The following is a 22,323-nucleotide window of genomic DNA, read 5'->3' on the forward strand; positions in this document are numbered from 1 at the left end:
GTGAAAACGGCCCCACCTTCGAGAAGGAGGGACCGCAATTGCGTGCATGGTGGAGATGAAGGGATTCGAACCCTCGGCCTCTGCCTTGCGAAGGCAGCGCTCTCCCAGCTGAGCTACATCCCCGAAGCAACGAGCGCGTAAGAGAGTATGGCTTGTTGCCTTACATCTGTCAACAGCATGATGGGCTTGCCAGAAGCACGTCGGACAAAAACACAAAGTCGCCCCCTGCGGCCGCGAAATGAACCCACCTTCACAAGGTGGGTGCCCTCGTCGCTTGTTCCAGCTTCCTCAGCAAGGGAGGATGTCTGTACTGAAGGCGATATGCGGGCTCCCTCAAAACGCCTGTCGGTTCACCCAGTTGTTGCCGCAGGGGGACGACACCTCAAATATACGCGAGACAAAGGCCGACGCCAGTCTTGACTTACGGCTTGCATTGGTGAATGGAGGCCGTCGCGCACCCCTCGGCGCGCGACGGCGGATAAAAGGCGCGCGGACGCATCATGGCCTTTCCTGTACCATTGACCCGTCACAGGCGATTGGAAAAGGAGGAAGGGCCCCGAAGATGGTCAGGCCGTGCATCACACATCTCTTCCTCTTTGCCAGCGCGCTGCTCTGCACGCTGGCGTGCACGCCCCTCGCCGGCAAGATCGCCTGGAGGCTTGGTGCCGTGGACAGGCCTGGCGCGCGGCGCATCAACCGCAGGCCCATACCGCGCATGGGCGGCATCGCGGTCTTCGCCGGTATCGTCGTGGCCTTTGCCGTCCAGTACCTGGGGACCACCCTCCTTGGCTGGCCCACGGTCCTCTCCCCCGCCCCAGACCTGCACGACATGCACTACTGGGCCCTGGTGGCCGGCTTCGTGATCATCTTTGCCACGGGCTTTCTCGACGACGTGTTCCAGCTCAATCCCCTGCAGAAGCTCTTTGGGCAGGTTCTCGCGGCGAGCGTTGCCGTCGCGGGAGGCCTGGTGATGGGCACCATCGTCAACCCCCTCACCGAGGGGCCCCTTGACCTGGGTTGGACGGCCTACCCCGTCACGGTGGTCTATCTGGTTGCCTATGTGAACATCTTTAACCTCATCGACGGGCTCGACGGGCTCGCCTCTGGCATCGCGAGCATCGCCGGAACAACCATGTTCGTTCTTTCGGTCATGGCGCAAAGACAGGACAGCGCCGCCCTGTCCGTGGCTCTTGTCGGTGCCTGCCTGGGCTTTCTGCGCTACAACTTCAACCCCGCGTCAATCTTCCTGGGAGACTCGGGGTCTCTCCTCTTGGGATATGCCCTGGGGAGCATCTCGCTCCTCTCGGTCACGCGCGTGGCGGGCCTCACCACCATCATCGTGCCACTGGTGATCGCCGGCATCCCCATTATCGACACCTTCTCGGCCATCGTCCGCAGAAAGCGCGCCCATGTGAGCATTGGGCACGCCGACCGCGGCCACATACACCACCGGCTGATCGACCACGGCTTCAACCAGCGTCAGGCGGTGCTTCTCATGTACGCATGGACCGCCCTGCTCTGCCTGGGGACCTTTGCCATGACACAGGTAAGTGTGGTGCCGCGCATTGCCATATTTGCCTTCCTGCTTGGCGTATCGGTTGCCCTTGCCTGCAAGCTCCACCTCTTCAGGCCCGTCCTGCTGCACCACACCAACCCGGACACGGGAAACGACGAGCTTGTTGGCCCTGACGACCCCTCCTTCAAGGAGGCTCAGAGTCAGTTCAGGCAAGACGAGGCCGAGAGGCTACGCATCCATCACGGCTAGCGCCCGCAGGGGCTTGCGTTGCAGATATGCCCCTCAAAAGGAAACGCGCCCCGCAGCAAGCCTGTCTGCTGCGGGGCGCGTTCTGCGAGATGCCCTTGGGCTACTCGGCAAGGGCCTTCTTGGCCACGGCGGCGAGGTCGGCGAAGGCAGCCTCGTCCTCGTAGGCGATCTGAGCGAGGACCTTGCGGTCAAGCTCGACGCCGGCAAGCCTCAGGCCGTGCATGAACTTGCTGTAGGAGAGCTCGTTCATGCGGGAGGCGGCGTTGATGCGCTGGATCCAGAGACCGCGGATGTCGCGCTTCTTGTTGCGACGGTCGCGGTATGCGTACTGGCCGGAGTGCTGGGCCTGCTCCTTCATGCCGCGGAAGGTGCGGGAGGCGGTTCCGTAGTAACCCTTGGTGCGCTCGACCAGGGTCTGACGCTTCTTGCGGCCGGCGACTGCGCGCTTAACACGTGCCATATCTAATCAACTCCTTGATTCTGTGCAATCGGATGACGCGGATGGCGTCGGTTAGGCGCCCATGCGCTGCGAGACGACCTTGCTGTCTGCGGCGGAGAGCACGGCCTCCTTACGGAAGCCACGGATGCGCTTCTGGGACTTCTTGGTCAGGATGTGGCTCTTGAAAGCCTTGGCACGCATGATCTTGCCAGTTGCGGTACGGCGGAAACGCTTTGCCGAACCCTTGTGCGTCTTCATCTTGGGCATGCTAGTTCTCCTTCTCACTCTCGGCGTTGCCCGCCTCGACCTTCTCGTCGAAGGCTCCCTTAATGGGGGCAACGAGCATGTGCATGTTGCGGCCTTCCATCTTGGGCATCTGCTCGACGGTGGCATAAGCTGCGAGGTCCTCAGCCAGCCTGTCAAGCACCATCCTGCCCTGCTCGGGGTGGGCCATCTCACGACCGCGGAACATGATCGTGACCTTCACGCGCGCGCCCTTCTTGAGGAAGCGCAGGACGTGGTTCATCTTGGTGGTGTAGTCCCCCACATCGATCTTCGGGCGGAACTTCATCTCCTTGACCTCGACCTTGACCTGGTTCTTTCGAGCGGCCTTGGCCTTGCGGTCCTGTTCGTACTTGAACTTGCGATAGTCCATGACCTTGCAGACGGGAGGCTCCGCGTTGGGAGCGATCTCCACGAGGTCGAGGTTCTGCTCGTCTGCGATGCGAAGGGCATCGCGAACGCCGAACAGGCCCAGCTGGGAACCATCGACGCCGATGAGGCGGCAGGTACGGGCTGTGATCTCGCTGTTGATGCGAGGACCCTCGTTCTTGGCTATCTCTTACACCTTCCTTCACGTGCGCGGTGCGAGACCGCATGAAAAAAACTCCCAGAAGCAAGGCAGCATCCAGGAGACAAGGGCCCATCTCGCACATGGACCGCTTATGCGTCTGACCGGACGGCTGCCCTTGGCGCCGTGCAGGTGGGGATGCGACGCATCCCTCTTTGCGAAAAACACTTTTGCCATGATACACCGAGACGTCCCGAGGCACAAGAAGCACACGGGTTTATTTGGCTGCCGTCCACACGATGGCCAGCCTGCAACAAGATGCCGTCTGAGGGCCATCGCCTGGGGAAACCCAAGTGCCCTGGAGACCTGTTGTCATTCGGGGCACAAAAACGACAGCATAATGCCCGTCGCAGCTGACCAACTGGACAAACGTGGACCACAGAGCGACCTGCTGTCACATATGGGCCAAAAGTGACAACAGGTTCACCACGCTCATCTCGCCATATGGGCAAACAACAGCGGCGCGGCATCCTGTTGTTTTCAGGTCCGGACGTGACGAGGCAAGTGGCGGCAAGAAGGCGAGCGCTACGACTCCCTGGAGGAAAGCCTATTGTCCAGCCAGCCCGTGAGCAGGGGTGCGGCGAGCGCCGTGATGATGACCGCCGCCGCGATCTGGGCCGTGGCAACAGGCACCAGCGCCGCATAGGAGGCATCTGAGGCCGCAAGCGCAGGCGGGGTGGTCATGGCGGTGCCCGCAATGGTCGAGCAGGCCATGCCGGCCTTGCCGCTGCCTCCCGTCAGGCGGTCAAACGCCGCGGTGGCAACTCCGATGACCAGACAGATGACGGCAAGGAGGATGCCAGAGAGGCCGCCCGCGACAAGGCTCTCGAGGCTCATGCCGCAGCCGAGGGCAAAGCCCAGCACCGCGATGCAGGGGTGGACGCCAGGTGCCATGAGCTGCCTCACGAAGGGGAAGAGGTTGCCGAGCACGATGCCCAGAACTATGGGGAGGAGAGACCCGACGAGAGATCCCAGGGAGATGTCCGCGACGCCCGCAGCGCCCAGGGCGATCATGGTGATGGTGGGGCCGGCGGTGAAGCAGAGGATGCCCGCCGCGCCCCTCTCGGCCTCGTCTCCGTACTCCGCCATGATGCCCGTGTAAAGAGCGATGTTGCAGAAGCTCACGCCCCCGATGATGGCAAGCGAGCTCAGGCCAAAGAAGTTGTCCCCCAGGAAGAAGGCGACGAGGAGGCCAAAGGCGATGGACAAGGCAAGCTTGGGGATCAAGATCATGATGCCGCACTTGACGGCCCTGGGCGTCGACCTGAAGTTGATGCCCACCCCGATGCCCAGGAGGATGACGAAGACCAAGGCGTTGCCACCGTGCACCGCAGCCGTTGTGAAGCCTCCCATCTCAAGCACCTCGGGCACAAAGGAGTGCAGCAGCAGGCCCAGAAGCATGGGGTAGATCATAATGTCACCGGGGAGGCGGGGAATGGAAACGCGCTTCGGGGCTCTTTCGGTCGCCATTGCCATGGGCACTCCTATCGATTGGTTTTTGGGTTGGGCGAATGTACCAAATGGCCTCAGGCGAAAAGATCAGCGGACCTCGGTCGTCATGAGCGCGTAACGAAAAAACGGACCGACGCCCACAGGGGCCGGTCCGTTCGATTTCGATGGTGCCCGAGGTGGGACTCGAACCCACACTCTGTTGCCAGAAGCGGATTTTGAGTCCGCCGCGTCTGCCAATTCCGCCACTCGGGCAACTGGAACCTAAAGCACTATAGCAGAGCGCACGCCTTGTCTAGTGCACGCCGTCAGACTCCGCCCCCGGCTGCAGCCAGGGGTTGGTGGCAAGCTCGTCCTCCATGGTGGTAGGTTCGCCATGACCACAGAAGAGGTTCGTGTGGGGGGCGATCTGCTCTCGCAGGCGTGCGAGAGAGGCCATGAGCGTGTCGTGGTCGCCACCCTCGAGGTCGGTCCTGCCGCAGGAGCCCTTGAAGAGGGTGTCACCCAGGAAGGCGACGTGCTCTGCCGTGCCCTGGCCCACCAGGCAGATACCCCCGGGCGTGTGGCCGGGGGCCTCGATGACGCGGAAGCCGGCGCTGCCCAGCTCAAGGATGTCCCCGTCCTTGAGAAGGAGGTCGGGGGCAGGCGCGTTGTCATCGTAGGCGCGACCAGACTCCCCCGGCTCGCCGGCATGCGCCGCGCGCCCTGCGTCCTCGGCCTTGATGGCAAAGAGCCCGCCGGCAGCCTCCTGCAGGGCCTTCACGCCACCCACGTGGTCTCCGTGTCCGTGCGTGGCGACGATGTACTTCAGCGTGATGTCCTCGGGCAGGTGCTCGGCTATGGCCGCGCCGGAGTTGCCCGGGTCGACGACCAGGCACTCCTTGCCCGAAAGGTAGGCATAGCAGTTGGTCTCCAGGGGACCGACGATGAACATGGCAATCTGGTCGCGGTCCTCTCCCCCATGGTGGCAGCCCCCATGTCCGCCGCAGCAGCAGCCACCCTCGCCGTGCCCGTGGTGGTGGCCCTCGCCGTGCCCTCCGCAGCAGCCGCCGTCGCCGTGGTCGTGGTCGTGGCTCCCGCAGCAGCCGCCGTCGCCGTGATCGTGGTCGTGGCTCCCGCAGCAGCAGTGCTCTTCCTTCTCCTCGGCCATGCTAGGCCCTCCTCTTCATCTGGTTTGCTCCCTCGCCAGGCATGATGCGGCGCGCGTCATAGACGGACGCCACCCTGCTTACCGCAGCGAGCAGGGGGTCGAGCAGGGACGCATCCGATATGGCAATGAGAAAACGAAGGCGCGCGACGCCAGACGAGGTGGTCTGCGTCGCCGCCGACAATATGTTAGACCCTGCCTCGCCCAGGGCTATGGTGACGTCCTTGAGCAGCCCCATGCGATCCGTGGCCTCGACGACTATCTCGACCTGGAACTCGGTCGCACCAGTGGCGTCCCACTCGACATCGATCATGCGCTCCGGGTGGGACATGAGGTCCTTGACGTTGGGGCAGCTTGAGCGATGCACCGACACGCCACGCCCGCGGGTGATGAAGCCGACGATGTCATCCCCCGCGACGGGGTTGCAGCAGTGGGCAAGGTGCACGAGAAGGTCTGGGTCGCCCTTCACGATGACGCCGCAGTTGTTGCGGCGCTTCTTGTCCGACGCAGCCCGGGCGCCATGCCTCACGAGGGGCATGTCCTCCGCCATGGCCCGGTCCTTGGCGTCCTTTCGGGCCGCCTGCTTGTCTCGCTGCGCCTGGCGCTCGGGAGAGTCCTCCTCGAGGATCGCCTCGATCTTGTTGGCGACCTGCTTGCACGAGACCTTCCCGGTCCCGACGGCGGCGAAGAGGTCGTCGGTGCGGATGTAGTCAAGCTGCAGCGTGACGCTTTCGAGCGCGCGGACGGTGCGCTGGGTGGAGATGCCGTACCCCCTCTTGCGCAGCTCGTGGGCAAGGTCGCTCCTGCCCTGCTCCGCGTCGTCCGTCTTCGAGAGGGCGGTGAAGTACTTGCGGATCTTCGCCTTGGCAGAGGGGGTCGCCACCAGCTTCAGCCAGTCTCGGCTGGGCTTTGAGCTCTTGTTGGTGAGTATCTCGACGCGATCGCCGCTCTCGAGGCGATGGGTGAGGGGGACGACCGAACCGTTGACCTTTGCGCCGACGCAATGGTTGCCAACCTCGGTGTGGACGGCATAGGCGAAGTCCAGGGGCGTGGAATCGCGTCTCAGGCTCATGACCTCGCCCTTGGGAGTGAAGACGAAGATCTCGTCCTCGAAGAGGTCCACGCGCAGGTTGTTCAGGAACTCGCGCGCGTCTCCCATCTCGTCGTCCACCGTCCAGTCAAGGCTGCGGCGAATCCAGTTGATCTGGCTGTTGATGTCACGGTCGCCGTTCGCCACGCGCCCGGCCGAGTTGCCGCTCTCCTTGTAGAGCCAGTGGGCGGCGATTCCGTACTCCGCCTGGTCATGCATGGCGTAGGTGCGAATCTGGATCTCGATGGGACGGGCGTCGGAGCCGATGACCGTGGTGTGAAGGGACTGATAGCCATTGGGCTTGGGCATGGCTATGTAGTCTTTGAACCTGCCGGGAAGGGGGTGCCACAGGGAGTGGACCGCGCCCAGCGTCGAGTAGCAGTCCCCCACCCCTTCGGTGAGCACGCGAAGCGCAATGAGGTCGTAGATGTCGGAGAACTCCTTGCCCTTGCGCGTCATCTTCTGGTAGATGGACCAGAGGTGCTTGGGGCGACCGCTGATCTGGTAGCCCCTGATGCCCACGTTCGAGAGCTCGTCGTCCAAGATCTTGATGGCCTCCGCGGTGTCCTGCTCGCGCTGGGCACGGGAGTCCTGGACCATGCGGGCCATGCGCTCGTACTCGGCGGGCTCGAGGTAGAAGAACGAGAGGTCCTCGAGCTCCCACTTGATGGAGCTGATGCCCAGGCGGTCGGCGAGGGGGGCATAGACGTCCATGGTCTCGCGCGCCTTGAAGACGCGCCTGTCGGGCTTCAGCGCGGCAAGCGTTCGCATGTTGTGCAGGCGGTCGGCCAGCTTGATGATCACCACGCGGATGTCCTTGGACATGGCGAGGAACATCTTGCGCAGGTTGAGGGCCTGCTTCTCGTCCATGGAAGAGACCTCGATGGAGGTCAGCTTGGTGACGCCGTCCACAAGCTCGGCCACAACGGGCCCGAAGAGCTCGCTGAGGTCGCCCAGGGTGGCCGAGGTGTCCTCGACGGTGTCATGGAGGAGGGCGGCGCAGATGGGATCCTCGTCCATACGAAGGTCCTTGGCGAGGATGAGGGCAACCTCGACGGGATGGTTGATGTAGGGCTCCCCCGAGCGCCGGCGCTGCTCCTGATGGAACTGCGCGGCGAATGCGTATGCCGCGTCTACCTTGGAGAGAGCCTCTTCGGCAAGGTAGCCGGCGCAGGTGTTGCGCAAGACGCGCCAGTTGTCCGCCTGCGGGACGTTGCGTCGTCGAGGCCGTGCGACGCTCGCTGTCAGGTCGTTCATGATGATCCCTCGTCACTTCCCGCCACATGGCCAAAGTCGGGCGCGATGGGGCGGTTTATGCGTTCGAGCATCTCTTCCGGACTACAAGAGAGTACCCAATCCCTGAACGCCGCGAACTCCTCGCGCTGCCACTTGCCCTCAAGGTAGCGCACGGATCGGTCGAGCTGCACGCGTTGGGCGGCGGGCGGAAGGAATAGCTGTCTCTTGCCCGCGAGCCAACGCTCGCCCACGAGGCCAAGCTCCTCGAAGATGGCAAGGCCGCAGGAGACGGACCGCGCGTCAAGACTCGCCCTAGGGTCATTGCGCGAGGCGAGCTCTGCGATCTGCTCGTCCTCGAGAGGGCGACCCTGCGAGGCATCCGGGGAGCCGAGAGCCGACTTCAGCGTCCGGTAGAGGACGGCAAGCTCGGGCCTGGACGGCGAGGAGAGGGCCAGTATGCGCTCGTTGAGGCTGGCGTCACGCGAGCCGAAAAGCGGATAGATGCGCGCGTCCTGCCCGTCCCTGCCGGCTCGCCCGCTCATCTGGTTGAACTCCACCGACCCGAAGGGAAGGTGGTACAGGACCACGTTCCTGATGTCCGGAAGGTTGACTCCCTCTCCGAAGGCGCTTGTGGAGACTATGCAGCAGAGCTCTCCGTGCCTGAAGCAGCGCTCCACGCGACACCTCTGGGCACGCGTGAGGCCAGCGTGGTAGAAGCCGATGCGCCACGCGAGGTCTGGCACCGCATGGCGCAGCATGCGCACGAGGCCGGCGGACTGCTCGCGAGAGTTCACGTACACCACGGTCTTCTGCCCCGTGGCAACGATGCTGGCCAGCGCGGCATCACGGTCACGCGACTCCCTGAGGTCAACGACGCCGAGGTTGTCCCTGCTGCTCACGTCCACGATGACGTCGGATCGCCTGATGCGCGCAAGAGAGCAGATCTCTTGGGCGGCCTGCGTGTCCGCGGTGGCGGTGACCGCCAGGACGCAGGGGTCTCCCAGCTTGGAGAGGACCTCTGGCAGCTTGGAGTAGGAGGCGCGGCCCGCCCCCCTGCTCGCGTCCGCATGGTGAGACTCGTCAAGAACCAGGAAGCCCACGCGCCCGGAGGCGGAGAGGCGCCCCGCGTGGATGGCGAGAAACTCCGGGGTGGTGAGGACCACGTCCACCTTGCCCTGCGCCAGCTGGGAGTAAAGCTCGTCTCTCTCTTCTTGCGTGCTCTCGCCCGTGAGAACGCAGGCCCTGAGGCCCCAGCCGCCGAAGGCCGCGGCTAGGTGCAGCGCCTGGTCTGCCACCAGGGCGCGCAGAGGGTACACGAAGATGCTGGCCCTGCCATGGGCCAGCGCCTCTCGTGCGGCATGAAGCTGGAATATGAGGGACTTGCCCCGGCCCGTTGCCATGACGCAGAGCGCGGAGCGGCCCTCGGCGAGGAGCGAGAGGGCCTTTGCCTGGGCGGGAAGCAGCTCGCTGGAGCCGACGAGCTGGCGCCTGAGCTCGTCGGTGAGCGCCGCGTAGCCCAGGGCCGACAGACGGCTTCTCTCGGCGCGGGCGTCCTGCTCGGGTGGCTCCGGCGCCTCCTCGTCCGGCGGCTGGGGTGGCTGGTCCCTGAAGAGGATGTCCTTGACCATCATCTTGGGCTTGGTGCGCCCCTGCCAGGTCTCGCTCACGGGCTCGAAGACGAGGTCCACCACCTCGTCGCAGGAGGCGGCTCGCTCTATGTCCGGGGTGCGGAACATGATGGCGGACACCGAGCTGATGCCGTCGGTTGCCACAAAGCGCAGGTGGTTGCCTGCGGCCCCCACGCGCGCGCGGCTGTGCATGCTCACGCCCAGAGCCGCGAGCAGCGGCTTCTTGTTGCCCTGGCCGAAGGGCTGCAGGAGCTCCAGCGAGTCGATGTTGGCAACGGTGAGCTCCTCGAGGCCCACCAAGGCGCAGATCTCCCCCCTGCTCTCGAACTGCTCCGGCGGAAGCTCCCCAAGGATGCGCTCCAGGCGCCCGCGGAGCTCGTCGAGCCTGGACGCCTCGCAGGTGACGCCCACCGCACCGGCGTGCCCGCCAAAGCGGATCAGCAGGTCGGAGCACTGCTCGACGGCATGGAACAGGTCCACCGACCCCACGGACCTGCCCGACCCACGAGCGACGCCATCCGAGATGGTGAAGAGGATGGAGGGGACGTGGTAGCGGTTCACGATGCGGCTGGCGACGATGCCCTTGACGCCCTCGTGCCAGCCCTCGCCGCCCACGACCACCACGCGGCCGCCCGCATAGCTCTCGGCAACCTTCCCCATCGCCGCCTCGGTGAGCTCGGACTCGATGGCGCGCCGCTCTGCGTTGACCTCCTCGAGACGCGCCGCCAGCTCCGCTGCCTCCTGGGCGTCATTGGTGAGCAGCAGCCTGAAGGCAAGGTCCGTATTGCCCATGCGGCCCGCGGCGTTGAGGCGCGGAATAAGGGAGAAGGGCAGGGAGTCTGCCGTGACCTCGGAGAGATCGACGCCCGCCATGGCCGCAAGCGCCACGATGCCCGGGCGCTCGGTGAGGCGCATGCGCCCGATGCCATCCGCGACCAGGGCACGGTTCTCACTGGCCAGGCGCATCATGTCCGATATGGTCCCCAGGGTGGCGACCTCCGTGTAGTGGCGCCAGAGCTGGGGGTCTCCCCTCCTCTCGCCGAGGAGCTGCAGCAGCTTGAGGGCGACCCCCGCGCCCGCCAGCTCGCGAGAGGGGCAGTCATGGGAGAGCTTGGGGTCGGTCACGGGAACGCCCTCGGGGACGAGCTCAGCGGGCTCGTGGTGGTCCGTCACCACCACGTCTATGCCCTGCGAGACGAGCCACGCCACCTCGTCCCTCGCGGCAATCCCGTTGTCCACGGTGACGACGAGGTCGGGCGAGCTGCTGGAGATGACGCGCTCGAGCGCCTCGCGAGAGAGGCCGTAGCCCTCCTCGAAGCGATCGGGGATGTATGGGTCGACCTTTGCTCCAAGCTGGCGCAGGCCCAGGGTGAGAATGCAGCTGGCGCTCATACCGTCCACGTCGAAGTCGCCGAAGACGGCGATGCGCTCGCCTCTCTCCAACGCCTGGCAGAGCCTGCCTGCCGCCTCGTCCATGCCGGGGATGAGGAGGGGGTCGTGCCAGTCCCTCTCGAGGGAGGGCGAGAGGAACGCGCGCGCCTCCTCGACGCCGCGCACGCCACGTGCCACGAGCGCGCGGGCGACGATGGCGGGGACGTTGCAGGCATCGACCAGCGCTCGCTCCGCCTGAGGGTCTTGAGGCAGTATCTCCCAGCGGCCGCTGTCCAGAAGCCCGGCCATGCTAGCGCTTCCCTCTGGGCGTGGGCCCCACTGCGATCTGGGCCGTCGCCTCGCACGAAGGGCAGCGAGCAACGCCGGCCCCACTGGACGGGACCAAAGCAAATCGATTCATAGAGCGGTCTCCTATGCGCGGGGCGCCTGCCCCTTCTGTTTGAACCGCTCAATCATAGCGCAGGGACCGGACGCGAATGCGCGCTACCAGTCCTGCGCCGCCGGAAGCGTCCTCCACTGGCTCACGAACTGGGCGTAGCGCCCCTCGATGATTGCCTCGCGAGCGCGACGCATGAGGTCGAGCAGATAGAAGACGTTGTGCATGGAGAGCAGGATGGAACCCACCATCTCCTTCTGCTTCACCAGGTGATGCAGGTAGGCACGGGTGTAGCCGCCGGTGCAGACCGGGCAGCCGCACGCGCCGTCAAGCGGGGCGTGGTCGTGCGCGAAGCGTGCGTGGCGCAGGTTGAGCCTTCCCTCGCTCGAGAATGCGCTGCCCATGCGCGCGGTGCGGGTGGGAAGCACGCAGTCGAACATGTCGATGCCACAGGCGACGCCGCGCACCAGCGTGGAGGGGTTGCCCACGCCCATGAGATAGCGTGGCTTCCCCTTGGGCATGTACTCGCTGGCCAGGGGCTCGAGGGTCTCGAACATGAGCTCGTGGTCCTCTCCCACCGAATAGCCGCCGATGCCGTATCCCGGGAAGTCCGCGCAGTCCTCGAGGTGACGCAGGCTCCTGAGGCGCAAGTCCATGTGCATGCCACCCTGCACGATGCCGAAGAGCGCCTGGTCCTGCCTGTCATGGGCGGCAAAGCAGCGCTCCGCCCACATGCTCGAGAGCTCAACCGCGCGCTCGACGAAGCCACGCGTCGCGGGGTATCCCGGGCACTGGTCGAGCTGCATCACGATGTCGGCCCCCAGCTGCCCCGCGATGCGCATGTTGTCCTCGGGGGTCCAATGCACGTACGAGCCGTCGTAGTCGACGGTGCGGAAGGTCACGCCATCATTGGTGAGCTTGGTGAAGTCCCCGTGGCTGAAGACCTGAAACCCACCCGAGTCGGTGAGGATGGGGCCTCTCCACTGCATGAAGTCATGGAGGCCGCCCATCTCCTCCACCAGGTCGGCGCCGGGGCGCTGCGAGAGGTGATAGGTGTTGGCGAGCAGGATCTTGGTGCCCAGGCCCTCGAGCTGCCCCGGGAGCAGCCCCTTTACCGTTGCCTTGGTGCCCACCGGCATGAAGATGGGCGTGGGCACGTCCCCATGGGGGGTGTGCAGGACGCCCGCGCGCGCATGCGTCTTCGGGTCCTCGGCGATGATGTCGTAGGTGAACCAGCCGCTCTTCTCGCTCATGTGTCCTCTTGCCTTCCCGCCCGCGCCAAGAAACTGGGGCCCCGACGGCTATGCGTCAGAGCCCCAGGCACGGCGTGCGCCTTGTGCTACTCGGAGAAGAGGTTCTCGTCGTTGTCCTTGATGGCAAGAAGGGCGTTCAGCGCGTCCTGCTCGTCGGGGCCGTCACAGGCGATCTCTACCTTGGTGCCGGTGCCCAGGCCAGCGGCAAGGATCATCATGATCGACTTGGCGTTGACGGGGGAGCTTCCCTTGTCGACGTCCTTGATGGTGACGGCGCTCTGGTACTCCTTGGCAACCTGAACGAACTGGGAGGCCGGGCGGGCGTGGAGGCCGGTAGCGCTGGCAATAGTGACCTGCTTTGAAACCATGGTGAGCTCTCCTTGTCTTGTTGTGGGCCCCTTGAGTCTCAAGGCCCCGACATGCCTTGCTTCTGAACAGGATATACCAAAGATCCACGCTTCCGAGATGAGAGCCACCCTTATTTGCGGCGCCCAATCTCCTGGAATGTGCTTGAATGACGCCCGTGCGAAGGAAAGCTGTGCGAACATGGTGCAACTGTTGGGCGCGGGCTCCGACTTGCCCAACGCGTCGAGAGGAGCGGGCATGGCAGATGAGCCGATTCAAGAGGACGAGAAAGGGCGCCAGGACATCCTTCCTGCCGCAAGTGCCGCGCTGCTTGCGGGAAAGTCCCTGAGGGACGGCTTCGACGCCATAGTGAGCGTGCGGACCGCCGCGAAGCGGCATGCCGAGGCACGCAGCCGCGCCCGCCAGCTCAAGGCGGACATCGACGCCAGCGCCAGCGAATTGGGGCGGCGCGAGCAGATCGAGGGCAACTTCGAGCAGATCGTCCAGGACCAGCGGGCCGCGATCGAGGGGGCCCAGGAATCCATTCGCAGCGCCCGTGATCGCGAGGTGGCCCTGGCGCGCGAGAAGGAGACGCTCGAGGGGCAGCTCGAGGGGCTCAAGGCGAAGAACGAAGAGGACATCAGGCCCTATCGGGAGCTCATGGAGTCCACGAGGGGCCGCTCGGACGATGCGGCGCGCTCCCTTTCGGAGCTCAAGCGCGCCGTGAAGGCCGCCGACCAGCAGGTGACGGAAAGCGCCAAGCGTCGCGAGCAGCGTATTGCGGGCGCCAACCGCGCCGTTGACAGCGCCCTCGACCGCCTGCGCAAAACCGAGGCGGACCTGACCTCGCTGCAGAGGGATCCCAACGCCGCCCCGAGCGCCATCTCGAAGACCCAGCGCGAGCTTGTTGCCGAGCAGGCCCACCTGGACGCCGCACGCGACGAGGTCACCCGCGTCACCGCGGAGTGCCAGCGCGCGGTGGAGAGCGCGCAGACGCATCTCTGGACGCAGAGGCAGTCGCTCGAGACCGTCGAGCGGCAGGCGGACGATGCGAAGCGCGCGGCAGCCGCGCGCCGCGAGGAGTTCGAGTCCCTCTTCAACGGGGCGCAGGAGCGTGAGAAGGCCCTGGCGAAGGAAATCTCCCAGCGAAGTGACGCCATCTCCGATGCGCAGACTGAGGCAGAGGCGGCAACGCGCCAGCTTGAGGAGGCGCAGGAGGCGCTCGACGAGGCCGTGAGGGTGCACGAGACCCCAGAGCTCAGCGAGCAGCTGCGCGAGTCCATAGCGCGCCTTCAGGACGAGCGGGCCAGCCTCGAGGCGGACATCGAGGAGCTTGCCGCCCATGAGCGAGAGCTCAGGGGACGCACCAGGAGGCAGCGCCTCGTCTTCCTGGGGGCCCTGGCGGCGCTTCTCGTTGTGGTGGTGGCGCTGCTGGTGCTCCTGCTGCCGCGCTAGGCCGAGGGCCGCGGCGCGAGGCCCTCCTCGCGCCTACTTTATGAGCATCGCGTCCCCGAAGCTGAGGAAGCGGTAGCGCTCGTCCATGGCGGCCTGGTAGGCATCCATGACCTGCTCGCGCGTGGCGAAGGCCGAGACCAGCATCATGAGCGTCGAGCGCGGGACGTGGAAGTTTGTGATCATGGCGTCCACCACATGGAAGCTCGATCCGGGCATGAGATAGAGCCTGGTGGTGGCGTCCTGGCGCTCCACTATGTCTCCGCTGCCGAGAGCCAGCGCCGAGTCCGCAACGCCCTCGAAGCGCGCAGCCACGCAGGGGCAGGCGGCGTAGACCGGCGCGGCGCTGTCGAAGGCACTCTCCAGCGAGCGCACCGAGGTGGTGCCCACCGCGATCACGCGGTGCCCCGCGGCCTTGGTCGCATGCACGGCGTCGACCACGTCCTGGCCCACGTGATAGCGCTCGGTGTGCATCGCGTGCTGGGTGGGGTCGTCCTCCTCCACCAGACGGAAGGTGTCTATCCCCACCTCCAGCTCAACGGTCTTGAAGCCGATGCCCTTCTCGCGAATGCGCTCGAGGAGCTCCGGCGTGAAGTGCAGGCCCGCCGTGGGAGCGGCAGCCGAGTGCTCCTCGCGCATGGCGTAGACCGTCTGGTACTTCTCGGGATCTCCTTCGTACCGGGTGATGTAGGGCGGAAGGGGAACATGCCCCGCCTTGTGGATGGCGTCGTCCAGCGAGAGGCCGTCTGCGGGCTCGAAGCGCAGCATGCGACCCCCGCGGCTCTCGTCCACGTAGTCGATGACCTCGCCCGTAAGCACGACCGGCCAGCTCTGCGGGGTATGAATGCCGCCCTCGCGATACTCGATGCGCGCGCCCTGCTTCAGGCGCTTGCCGGGCTTCACCAGGCACTCCCAGACGTGGCCCATGCTGTCCAGGTCCTCTCGGCGCCTCAGCAGCAGGGTCTCGGCGACGCCGCCGCTTCCCTGCTTGTGGCCCATGAGGCGGGCGGGCAGGACGCGGGTCTGGTTGGCGATCAGCAGGTCACCGGGCTCGAGGTAGTCAAGGATGTCCGTGAAGCGGCGGTGCTCGAGGGCGCCACTTTCCCGGTCAAGCACAAGAAGGCGGCAGGAGTCGCGCGGCTCTGCGGGCTCCTGGGCTATAAGCTCGTCTGGCAGGGGGTAGTCGAAGTCGTCGGTGCGCATGGGCATGCTGGTTCCTCGCTTGCGTTGTTCTGTTCGCTTCTGCATTCGCTTGCGTCTGCATTCTGCGCGATTATAGGCCGCGCGCGGACGTGGGCGGCACACATCCATATTGCCGATAGCCTTTCGGACAAGCGATCGTGCGTCTGCGGACAGTCTGGAGCGAAATTCTCGGCAGTTGTGCCCGCGGATGCGCGAGAGGCTGGCGAGAGGCGCGGCGGCGCGCTAGCCGGGAAGGTACTCCACGAAGGTCGCGCGCTCCTCCACCGTGAGCTCGCGCCCCTGCCTCAGCGCCTGCCGCTCCAGCTTGCGGAGGTCGCGCGCCTGATGGCGCCCTAGGGCGGCCTCTGCGGAGGAGAAGCGGCATCCGCAGTAGCTCTGCCGATACATGCCCAGTTCGCGGGAGGCGGCGGTGGCCTCGGGGTAATGCGGGCGGAAGTCTCGCCACACGGCGACGAGGCCGTTTGCGCGGGCCAGGCCCAGCAGCGTGTCCCCGCAGGCGTCGAAGAGCTGGTAGGGCGAGACGGCCAGGGTGGTGGAGATGTGCGAGAAGCCGCGCTCGCGCGCAACGCGGCAGCTTTCGGCAAGGCGCAGGGCGTAGCAGGCGCGGCAGCGCCTCTCGCGGTCGAAGCCCGCGGGGGCGACGCACCTCTCCCAGCCCGCGCGGTCGTCTTCGGCAACGATGACCCCCACATGGGCCACGTCGCGAGCCCAGGAGAGCAAGGTGTCGAGGCGGCGGTCATGCTCGGCCAAAGGCTGGATGTTGGGGTTGGTCCAGCAGATGGTGGGCTCGAAGCCCTCCTCGCGCAGCAGCCTCAGCGGCTCAAGGGAACAGGGCCCACAGCAGGCGTGGAGGAGAAGCGGAGTGGGCACAGAGGGTGGGTCCTGCTTGCCTGGCATGCTCGATCCTCCATCCCCCCGCGCTTCTCTGGTGCCTGGCAATTGTAGGCCATGTCCTTCGACAGCACGGCGACAGGCGCTTTTGCACGATAGTCGGATCTTTTTTCAAATATCGAGAGAAACGTTCGACTATCGTGCAATCACGGGCCGGCCGAGGGCCAGGGCAGTTGTGGGATACTGTGAGGGCTACTCACCCGAGCAAGACCGAAGGAAGCCCACATGGCAGCAGCTACCCCAACCGAGCGTCCCCACTTCCCCAGACGCGCCGTCATCACCGGCGGCATGCCCTATGGCAACAAGAACCTGCACTTTGGCCACATCGGCGGCGTCTTCGTCCCCGCGGACTTCTTCGCGCGCTTCCTGCGCGACCGCATCGGCGCCAAGAACGTGCTCTTCGTCTCGGGCACGGACTGCTACGGCTCCCCCATCATGGAGGGGCACCGCAAGCGCGTGGCGGCAGGCTACACGGGCAGCATCGTCGATTACGTGCGAGAGAACCACGACGCCCAGAAGGCGGCCCTCGACGCCTACGGCATCAGCCTGGACCTCTTCGCGGGCTCTGGGCTGGAGCCGGCGGCCAGGTTCCACGAGGAGCTCACCGCAGCCCTCATCACGCGCCTGCATGACCGCGGCTACCTGCACAAGCTCAGCACCAAGCAGTTCTTTGACGTGCAGGCGCAGCAGTTCCTCAACGGTCGCCAGGTGATGGGCCAGTGCCCCGTGCGCGGCTGCAAGAGCGAGAAGGCGTACGCGGACGAGTGCGACCTTGGCCACCAGTTCGACCCCGAGGAGCTCATCAGGCCCGTCTCGCAGCTGACCGGCACCACGCCCGAGCTGCGGCCCGTGGACAACTGGTACTTCGACCTCCCCGCCTTCAAGGAGGAGCTCGAGGCCCTCATGGACGAGTGGGACCTTGACCCGCAGGTCCGCCCCATCGTCACCAAGACGGTGCGCGAGTCGCTGGTCGCCCCCGTGATCTACGTCCAGGGGAAGTTCCGCGAGCAGTACGAGGCGGCCCGAGCCTCCCTGCCAGGCCACCAGCTGCACGAGGCGGAGGGCAACCAGCAGTCCTTCTCCCTCGAGTTTGCCGGCTGGGAGGAGCGCGACCTCGCCCGCGAGCGGCTGGAGGAGGCCGGCGTGCGCTTCCGCACCGGCAAGACCCTGCTGCCCTTCCGCATCACCGGAAACATAGACTGGGGCGTGGCGGCGCCCGACCTGGAGGACGCAAGCGGGCTCACCGTCTGGTGCTGGCCCGAGAGCCTCTGGGCGCCCATCAGCTTCACCCAGGCCGCGCTGGCAGAGAGCCCCGAGGGCAGCTGGTCCTCCCATGACTGGCGCGACTGGTGGTGCGCTGACGACGCCCGCGTCTACCAGTTCATAGGCCAGGACAACATCTACTTCTACTGCGTGGCCCAGCCAGCGCTCTGGAAGGCGCTCGACTGGAACCTCTTCCAGGACACTCCCGTGGCCAACTACCACATCCTGTTCATGAACAAGAAGGCGTCGAGCTCGGGAGCCATCAAGCCGCCCATGGCGGCGGAGCTCCTGGACCACTACACCGCCGAACAGCTGAGATGCCACTGGCTGAGCCTGGGTCTGGACCAGAAGGCGGTGAGCTTCTCCCCCAAGGCCTTTGACACCAGCGTGAGCCACAAGGACAAGAAGACGGGAGAGGAGATCCTGGTCAGGGACGACCCACGCGTGGTGGACCCCGCCCTCAAGGAGAGCGCCTTCCTCGTCAACATCTTCAACCGCCTGGCGCGCAGCTGCTTCTACGGGGCCCAGAACGTGTGCGGCGGCAAGATGCCCTCCATGGATGCCGACGACACCGTGCTCGAGGCATGCACGCGGGCGACCCTTGACTTCGAGCGCTGCGCCCACGGCTTTGACGCGCATTCGGCGCTGGCCGTGGCCGAGGAGTTCGCCCGCATGGCGAACAAGCGCTGGGGAGACGAGTCGAAGGCGGCGAAGGGAGACGACGACGCCTACGAGCATGCCCTTGCCAACGCGTTTGCCGCCCTGCGCACCACCACGCTACTGATGCACGCGGCCACGCCTCGCGGCTGCGAGCTCATCTGCGAGCACCTGGGCTTTGACCCGGAGGTCTTCTTCAGCTGGGAGCATGCCTTCGAGACGCCGTTCCGGCTAGCGGAGTCGCTGGGCGAGAGCCCCAGCGAGCATGCGCTCAAGGAGCTGCCGCCGCGCTTCGACTTCTTCGAGAGGCACGAGAGCCAGACGAGGTAGCCCCCGCCGTCATCGTCCGTCAACCGTAGGTAGCCCCTCCTGGGGCGGGAACATGACCGTGATGGTGGTTCCCTCTCCAGGCGCGCTCTCGAGGGTGACGTACGCGCGGTGAAACGACGCGGCATGCTTCACGATGGCCAGGCCCAGCCCGGTTCCCCCTCGCTCGCGCGACCGCCCCTTGTCCACGCGATAGAAGCGCTCGAACACCTTCGGCTGGTCCTTGAGGGGGATGCCCGGACCGTCGTCGCTGACGCGCACGCGTGGGCGCCCGTCCACGGCCCGCACGTCCAGGCGCACCTCTCCGCCCGCGCGGTTGTAGCGAATGCCATTGCTGCAGAGATTGCTCACCAGCTCGTCAAGGAGGAGCTGGTTGCCCAGGACGAGGCAGTGGTCCCCCTCGAAGGACAGGGTCACCCCCAGCCGCCCCGCCCGCCCCTCGTAGCGCTCAGCCACGTCCCGGGCGATGGAGAAGAGGTCGCACGGCTCGAGGGCGCCAAAGAGCTGTCCGTCTCGGGAGCGGTCGAACTCGTCCAGCTTCGAGAGGGTGAGGATGTCGCTCACGAGCCCCGACAGCCGCTGCGCGTCGTCGAAGATGCGGCCGGCAAATCCGCTCACGTCCTCGGGGCGCGCGACCTCGTCGCGAATGAGCTCCGCCGCGCCGCTGATGGACGCGATGGGGGTCTTGAGCTCGTGGGTCATGTTCGCGGTGAACTCAAGCCTGATGTCGCTCGCGCTCTGGATGCGCTCCATGCGACTCATAAGCTGCTCGTGCTGCTCGTTGAAACGTTCGACGAGCGGGTCGAGCTCGGCGTAGGGAGACTCCCCGTGGCCCGAGGATGGGTCTATGGCAAGGATCGGCTCCACGAGCCGCCGAGCCAGCCAGCTCGAGGCGAACCAAGCCACGACAAGCAGGAGGAGCACGACGAGAACGAGCGTGGAGGCGTACCTGAAGAGCATGCCCGAGACGCTCTCCCGCTCGACGCCCAACCTCAGGACGTCACCAGAGGAGAGGCGCACCGCATGGTAGAGGCTCACCCTGTCGATGGTCTCCGACATGCGCTCCGCCGACCCCTCCCCCGCCGCCATGGCCGCGGCGACCTCGGGGCGGTCGGCGTGGTTCGGAAGCTCGGAGGCGTCGGCTCCCGAGTCATAGAGGACCACCCCGGAGGCACCCACGAGCGTCATGCGCACGCCAGGGTGCGCGGCGTCGCGCAGGGCCCCCACCTCGTCGCGGACGCCATCGAGCACCCCGGCGATCACAAGGCTCTCGCTCGCCAGCTGCCTCTCGGCATCGGAAAGCGTCGAGCGTTGGAAGATAAGGACGGCCACGAGCGTGACGGCCGCACAGACGGCCGAGAGGGAGATGGACATCGTCAGGAACAGCCTGCCCCTCAGCGACCGGTTCCGCCCACCAACGCCCCTCATCTCAGCCCCTCATGCGGTAGCCCACACCGCGCACGGTCTCGATGAGCTTCGCCGCCGGGCCAAGCTTGCCCCTGACCTGCTGGACGTGCACGTCAACCGTGCGCGACCCCCCATCGAAGTCCCAGCCCCACACGCGGCTGAGCAGCTGCTCTCGGGAGAAGGCCACGTCAGGGTTGCTCATCAGGAAGGCGAGGAGATCGAACTCCCTCTGCGTGAGCTGCACCGCGACGCCATCGAGAAGGGCCTCGCGCCGCCTTGGCCACAGGACGATGGGCCCAAGCTCGAGCGGCTCCTCTGTCTGACGGACCTCCCGTCCGCCTCGGCGGAGGAGGGCTCGGGTGCGGCTCACCATCTCCATCATCCCGAAGGGCTTGGTGAGGTAGTCGTCCGCACCGCCGTCCAGGGCCCGAACCTTGTCCAGCTCCCCGTCCTTTGCCGTGAGCATCATCACGGGCACGCGCGACAGGCCGGGGGTCTGACGAACACGCGCGAGCATGGAGAGCCCGTCGACGTCCGGCAGCATGACGTCGAGCAGGATGGCGTCAGGGACCCGCTCCGCGCACGCACGCCTGAAGTCGGCGTCGTCGAGGCAGCCACGTGCCTCTATGCCCGCCTGGCACAGGGCGTAGACGGCGAGCTCGCGGATGTTCTTGTCATCCTCGACGTAGTAGACCACCCGACATCCCCCCGTCCTCACTCGTACGCGTCTCCCATGGAATGCCCGCGATAGGACCCCGTCGATCGGAAGATGGCCCAGTCGGCGATGGACTGGGCGTGGTCACCCATGCGCTCGTAGTACTTCGCGATGGTGAGCAGCTCGGGCGCCGACGGCGCAAACTCGCCATCGGACTTGATCTGGTCGACGATCCGCTGGCGGACCTCATCATAGAGCCCATCGATCCCATCATCCATGGCGAAGACACCCTCGGCGGCCTCGACGTCCTCGGAGTCGAAGGCGTCCATGGCCCTTGCGACCATTGTAGCCACTCTTCTCGCGAGCTCGCCCAGATCGCGTCCCACGACACTCGTCGCCGCAGGGGCGCCCTCCTCGACGGTCAGGGCTATCTGATAGGCCATCTCCTCGATGCGCGCAAGGTCGGACACGGCCCGGAAGGCCGCCGTGACGAGCCTGAGGTCGCGGGCGAGGGGCTGCTGGAGCAGCATGAGACTCATGCAGGCGTCCTCGACGCCGCGACCGAGGAGGCTCGTGGCCCGATGGCCGGCGATCACCTCCGAGGCAGGCTCGGTGCCGGCGCCCGCCATGGCGCGACCCGTGGCGCATACGTTCTCGACGACCGCCTGGCCCATCGCCGTCACGTGCCCGGCAAGCTTGTTGAGCTCCTTGGTGTACGCGCTCCTGGTTGCCATGTCTAACCAAACCTTCCCGTGAGGTAGTCTTCGGTTCGCTTGTCCTTGGGTGTCGCGAAGAGCTCCCTGGTCTCGGCGACCTCCACCAGCTCTCCGAGGTAGAAGAAGGCCGTGCGCCGCGCGATGCGGGCAGCCTGCTGCATGTTGTGGGTCACGATGACGACGGTGCGCTCCCGCGAGATGGAGGCGGCAAGCTCCTCGATGGAGCTGGTCGCGATGGGGTCGAGGGCCGAGGTGGGCTCGTCCATGAGAATTACCTCCGGGTCCACGGCGAGGGCTCGCGCGATGCAGAGGCGCTGCTGCTGCCCGCCCGAGAGCGAGGTCCCGGCATCGTTGAGCTTGTCCTTCACCTCGTCCCACAGGCCGACCTCGGTGAGGGAGCGCTCGACCGTGGCGTCGAGCTGGGACTTTCCCCTGCGGAGGTGCCGCTTCACCCCATATGCGACGTTCTCATAGATCGAGAGCGGAAAGGGGCTGGGACGCTGGAACACCATGCCGACGCGACGGCGCAGCTCGTAGCTGTCCACGTCCCGATAGAGGTCCTGGTCGCCCAGGCGGAAGGACCCCTCCACCCTGCATCCCGGGATGCGGTCGTTCATGCGGTTCAGGCAGCGCAGGAAGGTGGACTTCCCGCAGCCCGAGGGGCCGATGAGGGCCGTGACCTCACGGGGGCGCATCTCGAGGCTGACGTCCCTCAGTGCCTGGGAGTCTCCGTACCAGAGGCTGACGTGCCCGGCCACGAGCCCATCCTTCGCTTCTCCGCC

The 22,323-nt window shown here is 66.0% G+C and carries 18 protein-coding genes and 2 tRNA genes; 3 read left to right on the plus strand and 17 right to left on the minus strand.

What is annotated here, in order from left to right; translation table 11 throughout:
- Positions 1-47: 47 nt before the first annotated feature.
- Positions 48-123: transfer RNA gene (locus tag CZ375_RS04620), tRNA-Ala, on the minus strand.
- 439 nt (positions 124-562) lie between these two features.
- Here CZ375_RS04620 and CZ375_RS04625 point away from each other — a divergent pair.
- Entirely contained in the window at positions 563-1,765 is a 1,203-nt protein-coding gene (locus CZ375_RS04625; protein ID WP_077598113.1) for an MraY family glycosyltransferase, read from the plus strand.
- Positions 1,766-1,865: 100 nt separating this feature from the next.
- Here the strand turns inward: CZ375_RS04625 and rplT are convergent, their stop codons facing one another.
- From rplT to CZ375_RS04675, 10 genes are all read right to left on the minus strand, one after another.
- Entirely contained in the window at positions 1,866-2,225 is a 360-nt protein-coding gene (gene rplT / locus CZ375_RS04630) for a 50S ribosomal protein L20 (protein ID WP_077598114.1), read from the minus strand.
- 51 nt (positions 2,226-2,276) lie between these two features.
- On the minus strand, positions 2,277-2,471 hold the full coding sequence (gene rpmI / locus CZ375_RS04635; RefSeq protein ID WP_077598115.1) for a 50S ribosomal protein L35: 195 nt from the start codon (positions 2,469-2,471) through the stop codon (positions 2,277-2,279).
- A 1-nt stretch (position 2,472) separates the two neighbouring features.
- Positions 2,473-3,042 carry a translation initiation factor IF-3 gene (infC, locus tag CZ375_RS04640; RefSeq protein ID WP_077598116.1) on the minus strand — a complete coding sequence of 190 codons (570 nt, stop codon included), beginning with the start codon at positions 3,040-3,042 and terminating at the stop codon, positions 2,473-2,475.
- Positions 3,043-3,579: 537 nt separating this feature from the next.
- Complete coding sequence (locus tag CZ375_RS04645) at positions 3,580-4,530, minus strand: 2-keto-3-deoxygluconate permease (RefSeq protein WP_077598117.1); 951 nt, start codon at positions 4,528-4,530, stop codon at positions 3,580-3,582.
- Between the two features lie 141 nt (positions 4,531-4,671).
- Positions 4,672-4,758, minus strand: a tRNA-Leu gene (locus CZ375_RS04650).
- Between the two features lie 40 nt (positions 4,759-4,798).
- The gene (locus CZ375_RS04655; RefSeq protein ID WP_077598118.1) at positions 4,799-5,653 is read right to left on the minus strand and encodes an MBL fold metallo-hydrolase; all 855 of its coding nucleotides are present in this window, start codon (positions 5,651-5,653) and stop codon (positions 4,799-4,801) included.
- A gap of 1 nt (position 5,654) precedes the next feature.
- Positions 5,655-7,997, minus strand: coding sequence for a RelA/SpoT family protein (locus tag CZ375_RS04660; protein WP_077598119.1), 2,343 nt, complete (start codon positions 7,995-7,997; stop codon positions 5,655-5,657).
- The gene (recJ, locus tag CZ375_RS04665; RefSeq protein ID WP_077598120.1) at positions 7,994-11,284 is read right to left on the minus strand and encodes a single-stranded-DNA-specific exonuclease RecJ; all 3,291 of its coding nucleotides are present in this window, start codon (positions 11,282-11,284) and stop codon (positions 7,994-7,996) included. The genes CZ375_RS04660 and recJ overlap by 4 nt, the downstream gene beginning before the upstream one ends.
- Before the next feature lie 195 nt (positions 11,285-11,479).
- The gene (tgt, locus tag CZ375_RS04670) at positions 11,480-12,625 is read right to left on the minus strand and encodes a tRNA guanosine(34) transglycosylase Tgt (protein ID WP_077598121.1); all 1,146 of its coding nucleotides are present in this window, start codon (positions 12,623-12,625) and stop codon (positions 11,480-11,482) included.
- A gap of 86 nt (positions 12,626-12,711) precedes the next feature.
- Positions 12,712-12,993 (minus strand): HPr family phosphocarrier protein, encoded by a 282-nt coding sequence (locus tag CZ375_RS04675; RefSeq protein WP_077598122.1) that lies wholly within the window; start codon positions 12,991-12,993, stop codon positions 12,712-12,714.
- A gap of 235 nt (positions 12,994-13,228) precedes the next feature.
- On the opposite strand from CZ375_RS04675, the gene CZ375_RS04680 reads away from it, so the two are divergent.
- Positions 13,229-14,425: a coiled-coil domain-containing protein gene (locus tag CZ375_RS04680; protein WP_077598123.1), complete on the plus strand. Its 1,197-nt coding sequence runs from the start codon at positions 13,229-13,231 to the stop codon at positions 14,423-14,425.
- 33 nt (positions 14,426-14,458) lie between these two features.
- Here the strand turns inward: CZ375_RS04680 and queA are convergent, their stop codons facing one another.
- The gene (gene queA, locus CZ375_RS04685; RefSeq protein ID WP_077598754.1) at positions 14,459-15,625 is read right to left on the minus strand and encodes a tRNA preQ1(34) S-adenosylmethionine ribosyltransferase-isomerase QueA; all 1,167 of its coding nucleotides are present in this window, start codon (positions 15,623-15,625) and stop codon (positions 14,459-14,461) included.
- 222 nt (positions 15,626-15,847) lie between these two features.
- Positions 15,848-16,522: an epoxyqueuosine reductase QueH gene (locus CZ375_RS04690; protein WP_077598124.1), complete on the minus strand. Its 675-nt coding sequence runs from the start codon at positions 16,520-16,522 to the stop codon at positions 15,848-15,850.
- Between the two features lie 219 nt (positions 16,523-16,741).
- Here CZ375_RS04690 and CZ375_RS04695 point away from each other — a divergent pair, with 219 nt between their 5' ends.
- Positions 16,742-18,766, plus strand: coding sequence for a class I tRNA ligase family protein (locus tag CZ375_RS04695; RefSeq protein ID WP_077598125.1), 2,025 nt, complete (start codon positions 16,742-16,744; stop codon positions 18,764-18,766).
- Positions 18,767-18,775: 9 nt separating this feature from the next.
- Here the strand turns inward: CZ375_RS04695 and CZ375_RS04700 are convergent, their stop codons facing one another.
- From CZ375_RS04700 to pstB, 4 genes are read right to left on the minus strand one after another with little or no spacing between them, the layout of a single operon-like run.
- Positions 18,776-20,191, minus strand: coding sequence for a sensor histidine kinase (locus tag CZ375_RS04700; RefSeq protein ID WP_077598126.1), 1,416 nt, complete (start codon positions 20,189-20,191; stop codon positions 18,776-18,778).
- 1 nt (position 20,192) lies between these two features.
- Positions 20,193-20,867, minus strand: coding sequence for a response regulator transcription factor (locus CZ375_RS04705; protein WP_077598127.1), 675 nt, complete (start codon positions 20,865-20,867; stop codon positions 20,193-20,195).
- Positions 20,868-20,884: 17 nt separating this feature from the next.
- The gene (gene phoU, locus CZ375_RS04710; RefSeq protein ID WP_077598128.1) at positions 20,885-21,559 is read right to left on the minus strand and encodes a phosphate signaling complex protein PhoU; all 675 of its coding nucleotides are present in this window, start codon (positions 21,557-21,559) and stop codon (positions 20,885-20,887) included.
- Positions 21,560-21,561: 2 nt separating this feature from the next.
- Complete coding sequence (gene pstB, locus CZ375_RS04715; protein ID WP_327196212.1) at positions 21,562-22,299, minus strand: phosphate ABC transporter ATP-binding protein PstB; 738 nt, start codon at positions 22,297-22,299, stop codon at positions 21,562-21,564.
- Positions 22,300-22,323: the final 24 nt, after the last annotated feature.

This window comes from Olsenella urininfantis (assembly GCF_900155635.1).
Taxonomy (GTDB): Bacteria; Actinomycetota; Coriobacteriia; order Coriobacteriales; family Atopobiaceae; genus Olsenella_G; species Olsenella_G urininfantis.

What these genes read in the sequence shown, in the direction of transcription:
- CZ375_RS04625 (WP_077598113.1), top strand. Translation starts at nt 563, where the DNA reads ATGGTCAGGCCGTGCATCACACATCTCTTCCTCTTTGCCAGCGCGCTG.
- CZ375_RS04695 (WP_077598125.1), top strand. Translation starts at nt 16,742, where the DNA reads ATGGCAGCAGCTACCCCAACCGAGCGTCCCCACTTCCCCAGACGCGCC.
- rpmI (WP_077598115.1), bottom strand. Translation starts at nt 2,471, where the DNA reads ATGCCCAAGATGAAGACGCACAAGGGTTCGGCAAAGCGTTTCCGCCGT.
- phoU (WP_077598128.1), bottom strand. Translation starts at nt 21,559, where the DNA reads ATGGCAACCAGGAGCGCGTACACCAAGGAGCTCAACAAGCTTGCCGGG.
- CZ375_RS04690 (WP_077598124.1), bottom strand. Translation starts at nt 16,522, where the DNA reads ATGCCAGGCAAGCAGGACCCACCCTCTGTGCCCACTCCGCTTCTCCTC.
- CZ375_RS04675 (WP_077598122.1), bottom strand. Translation starts at nt 12,993, where the DNA reads ATGGTTTCAAAGCAGGTCACTATTGCCAGCGCTACCGGCCTCCACGCC.
- queA (WP_077598754.1), bottom strand. Translation starts at nt 15,625, where the DNA reads ATGCGCACCGACGACTTCGACTACCCCCTGCCAGACGAGCTTATAGCC.
- CZ375_RS04700 (WP_077598126.1), bottom strand. Translation starts at nt 20,191, where the DNA reads ATGAGGGGCGTTGGTGGGCGGAACCGGTCGCTGAGGGGCAGGCTGTTC.
- tgt (WP_077598121.1), bottom strand. Translation starts at nt 12,625, where the DNA reads ATGAGCGAGAAGAGCGGCTGGTTCACCTACGACATCATCGCCGAGGAC.
- CZ375_RS04655 (WP_077598118.1), bottom strand. Translation starts at nt 5,653, where the DNA reads ATGGCCGAGGAGAAGGAAGAGCACTGCTGCTGCGGGAGCCACGACCAC.
- rplT (WP_077598114.1), bottom strand. Translation starts at nt 2,225, where the DNA reads ATGGCACGTGTTAAGCGCGCAGTCGCCGGCCGCAAGAAGCGTCAGACC.
- recJ (WP_077598120.1), bottom strand. Translation starts at nt 11,284, where the DNA reads ATGGCCGGGCTTCTGGACAGCGGCCGCTGGGAGATACTGCCTCAAGAC.
- CZ375_RS04660 (WP_077598119.1), bottom strand. Translation starts at nt 7,997, where the DNA reads ATGAACGACCTGACAGCGAGCGTCGCACGGCCTCGACGACGCAACGTC.
- CZ375_RS04645 (WP_077598117.1), bottom strand. Translation starts at nt 4,530, where the DNA reads ATGGCAATGGCGACCGAAAGAGCCCCGAAGCGCGTTTCCATTCCCCGC.
- CZ375_RS04680 (WP_077598123.1), top strand. Translation starts at nt 13,229, where the DNA reads ATGGCAGATGAGCCGATTCAAGAGGACGAGAAAGGGCGCCAGGACATC.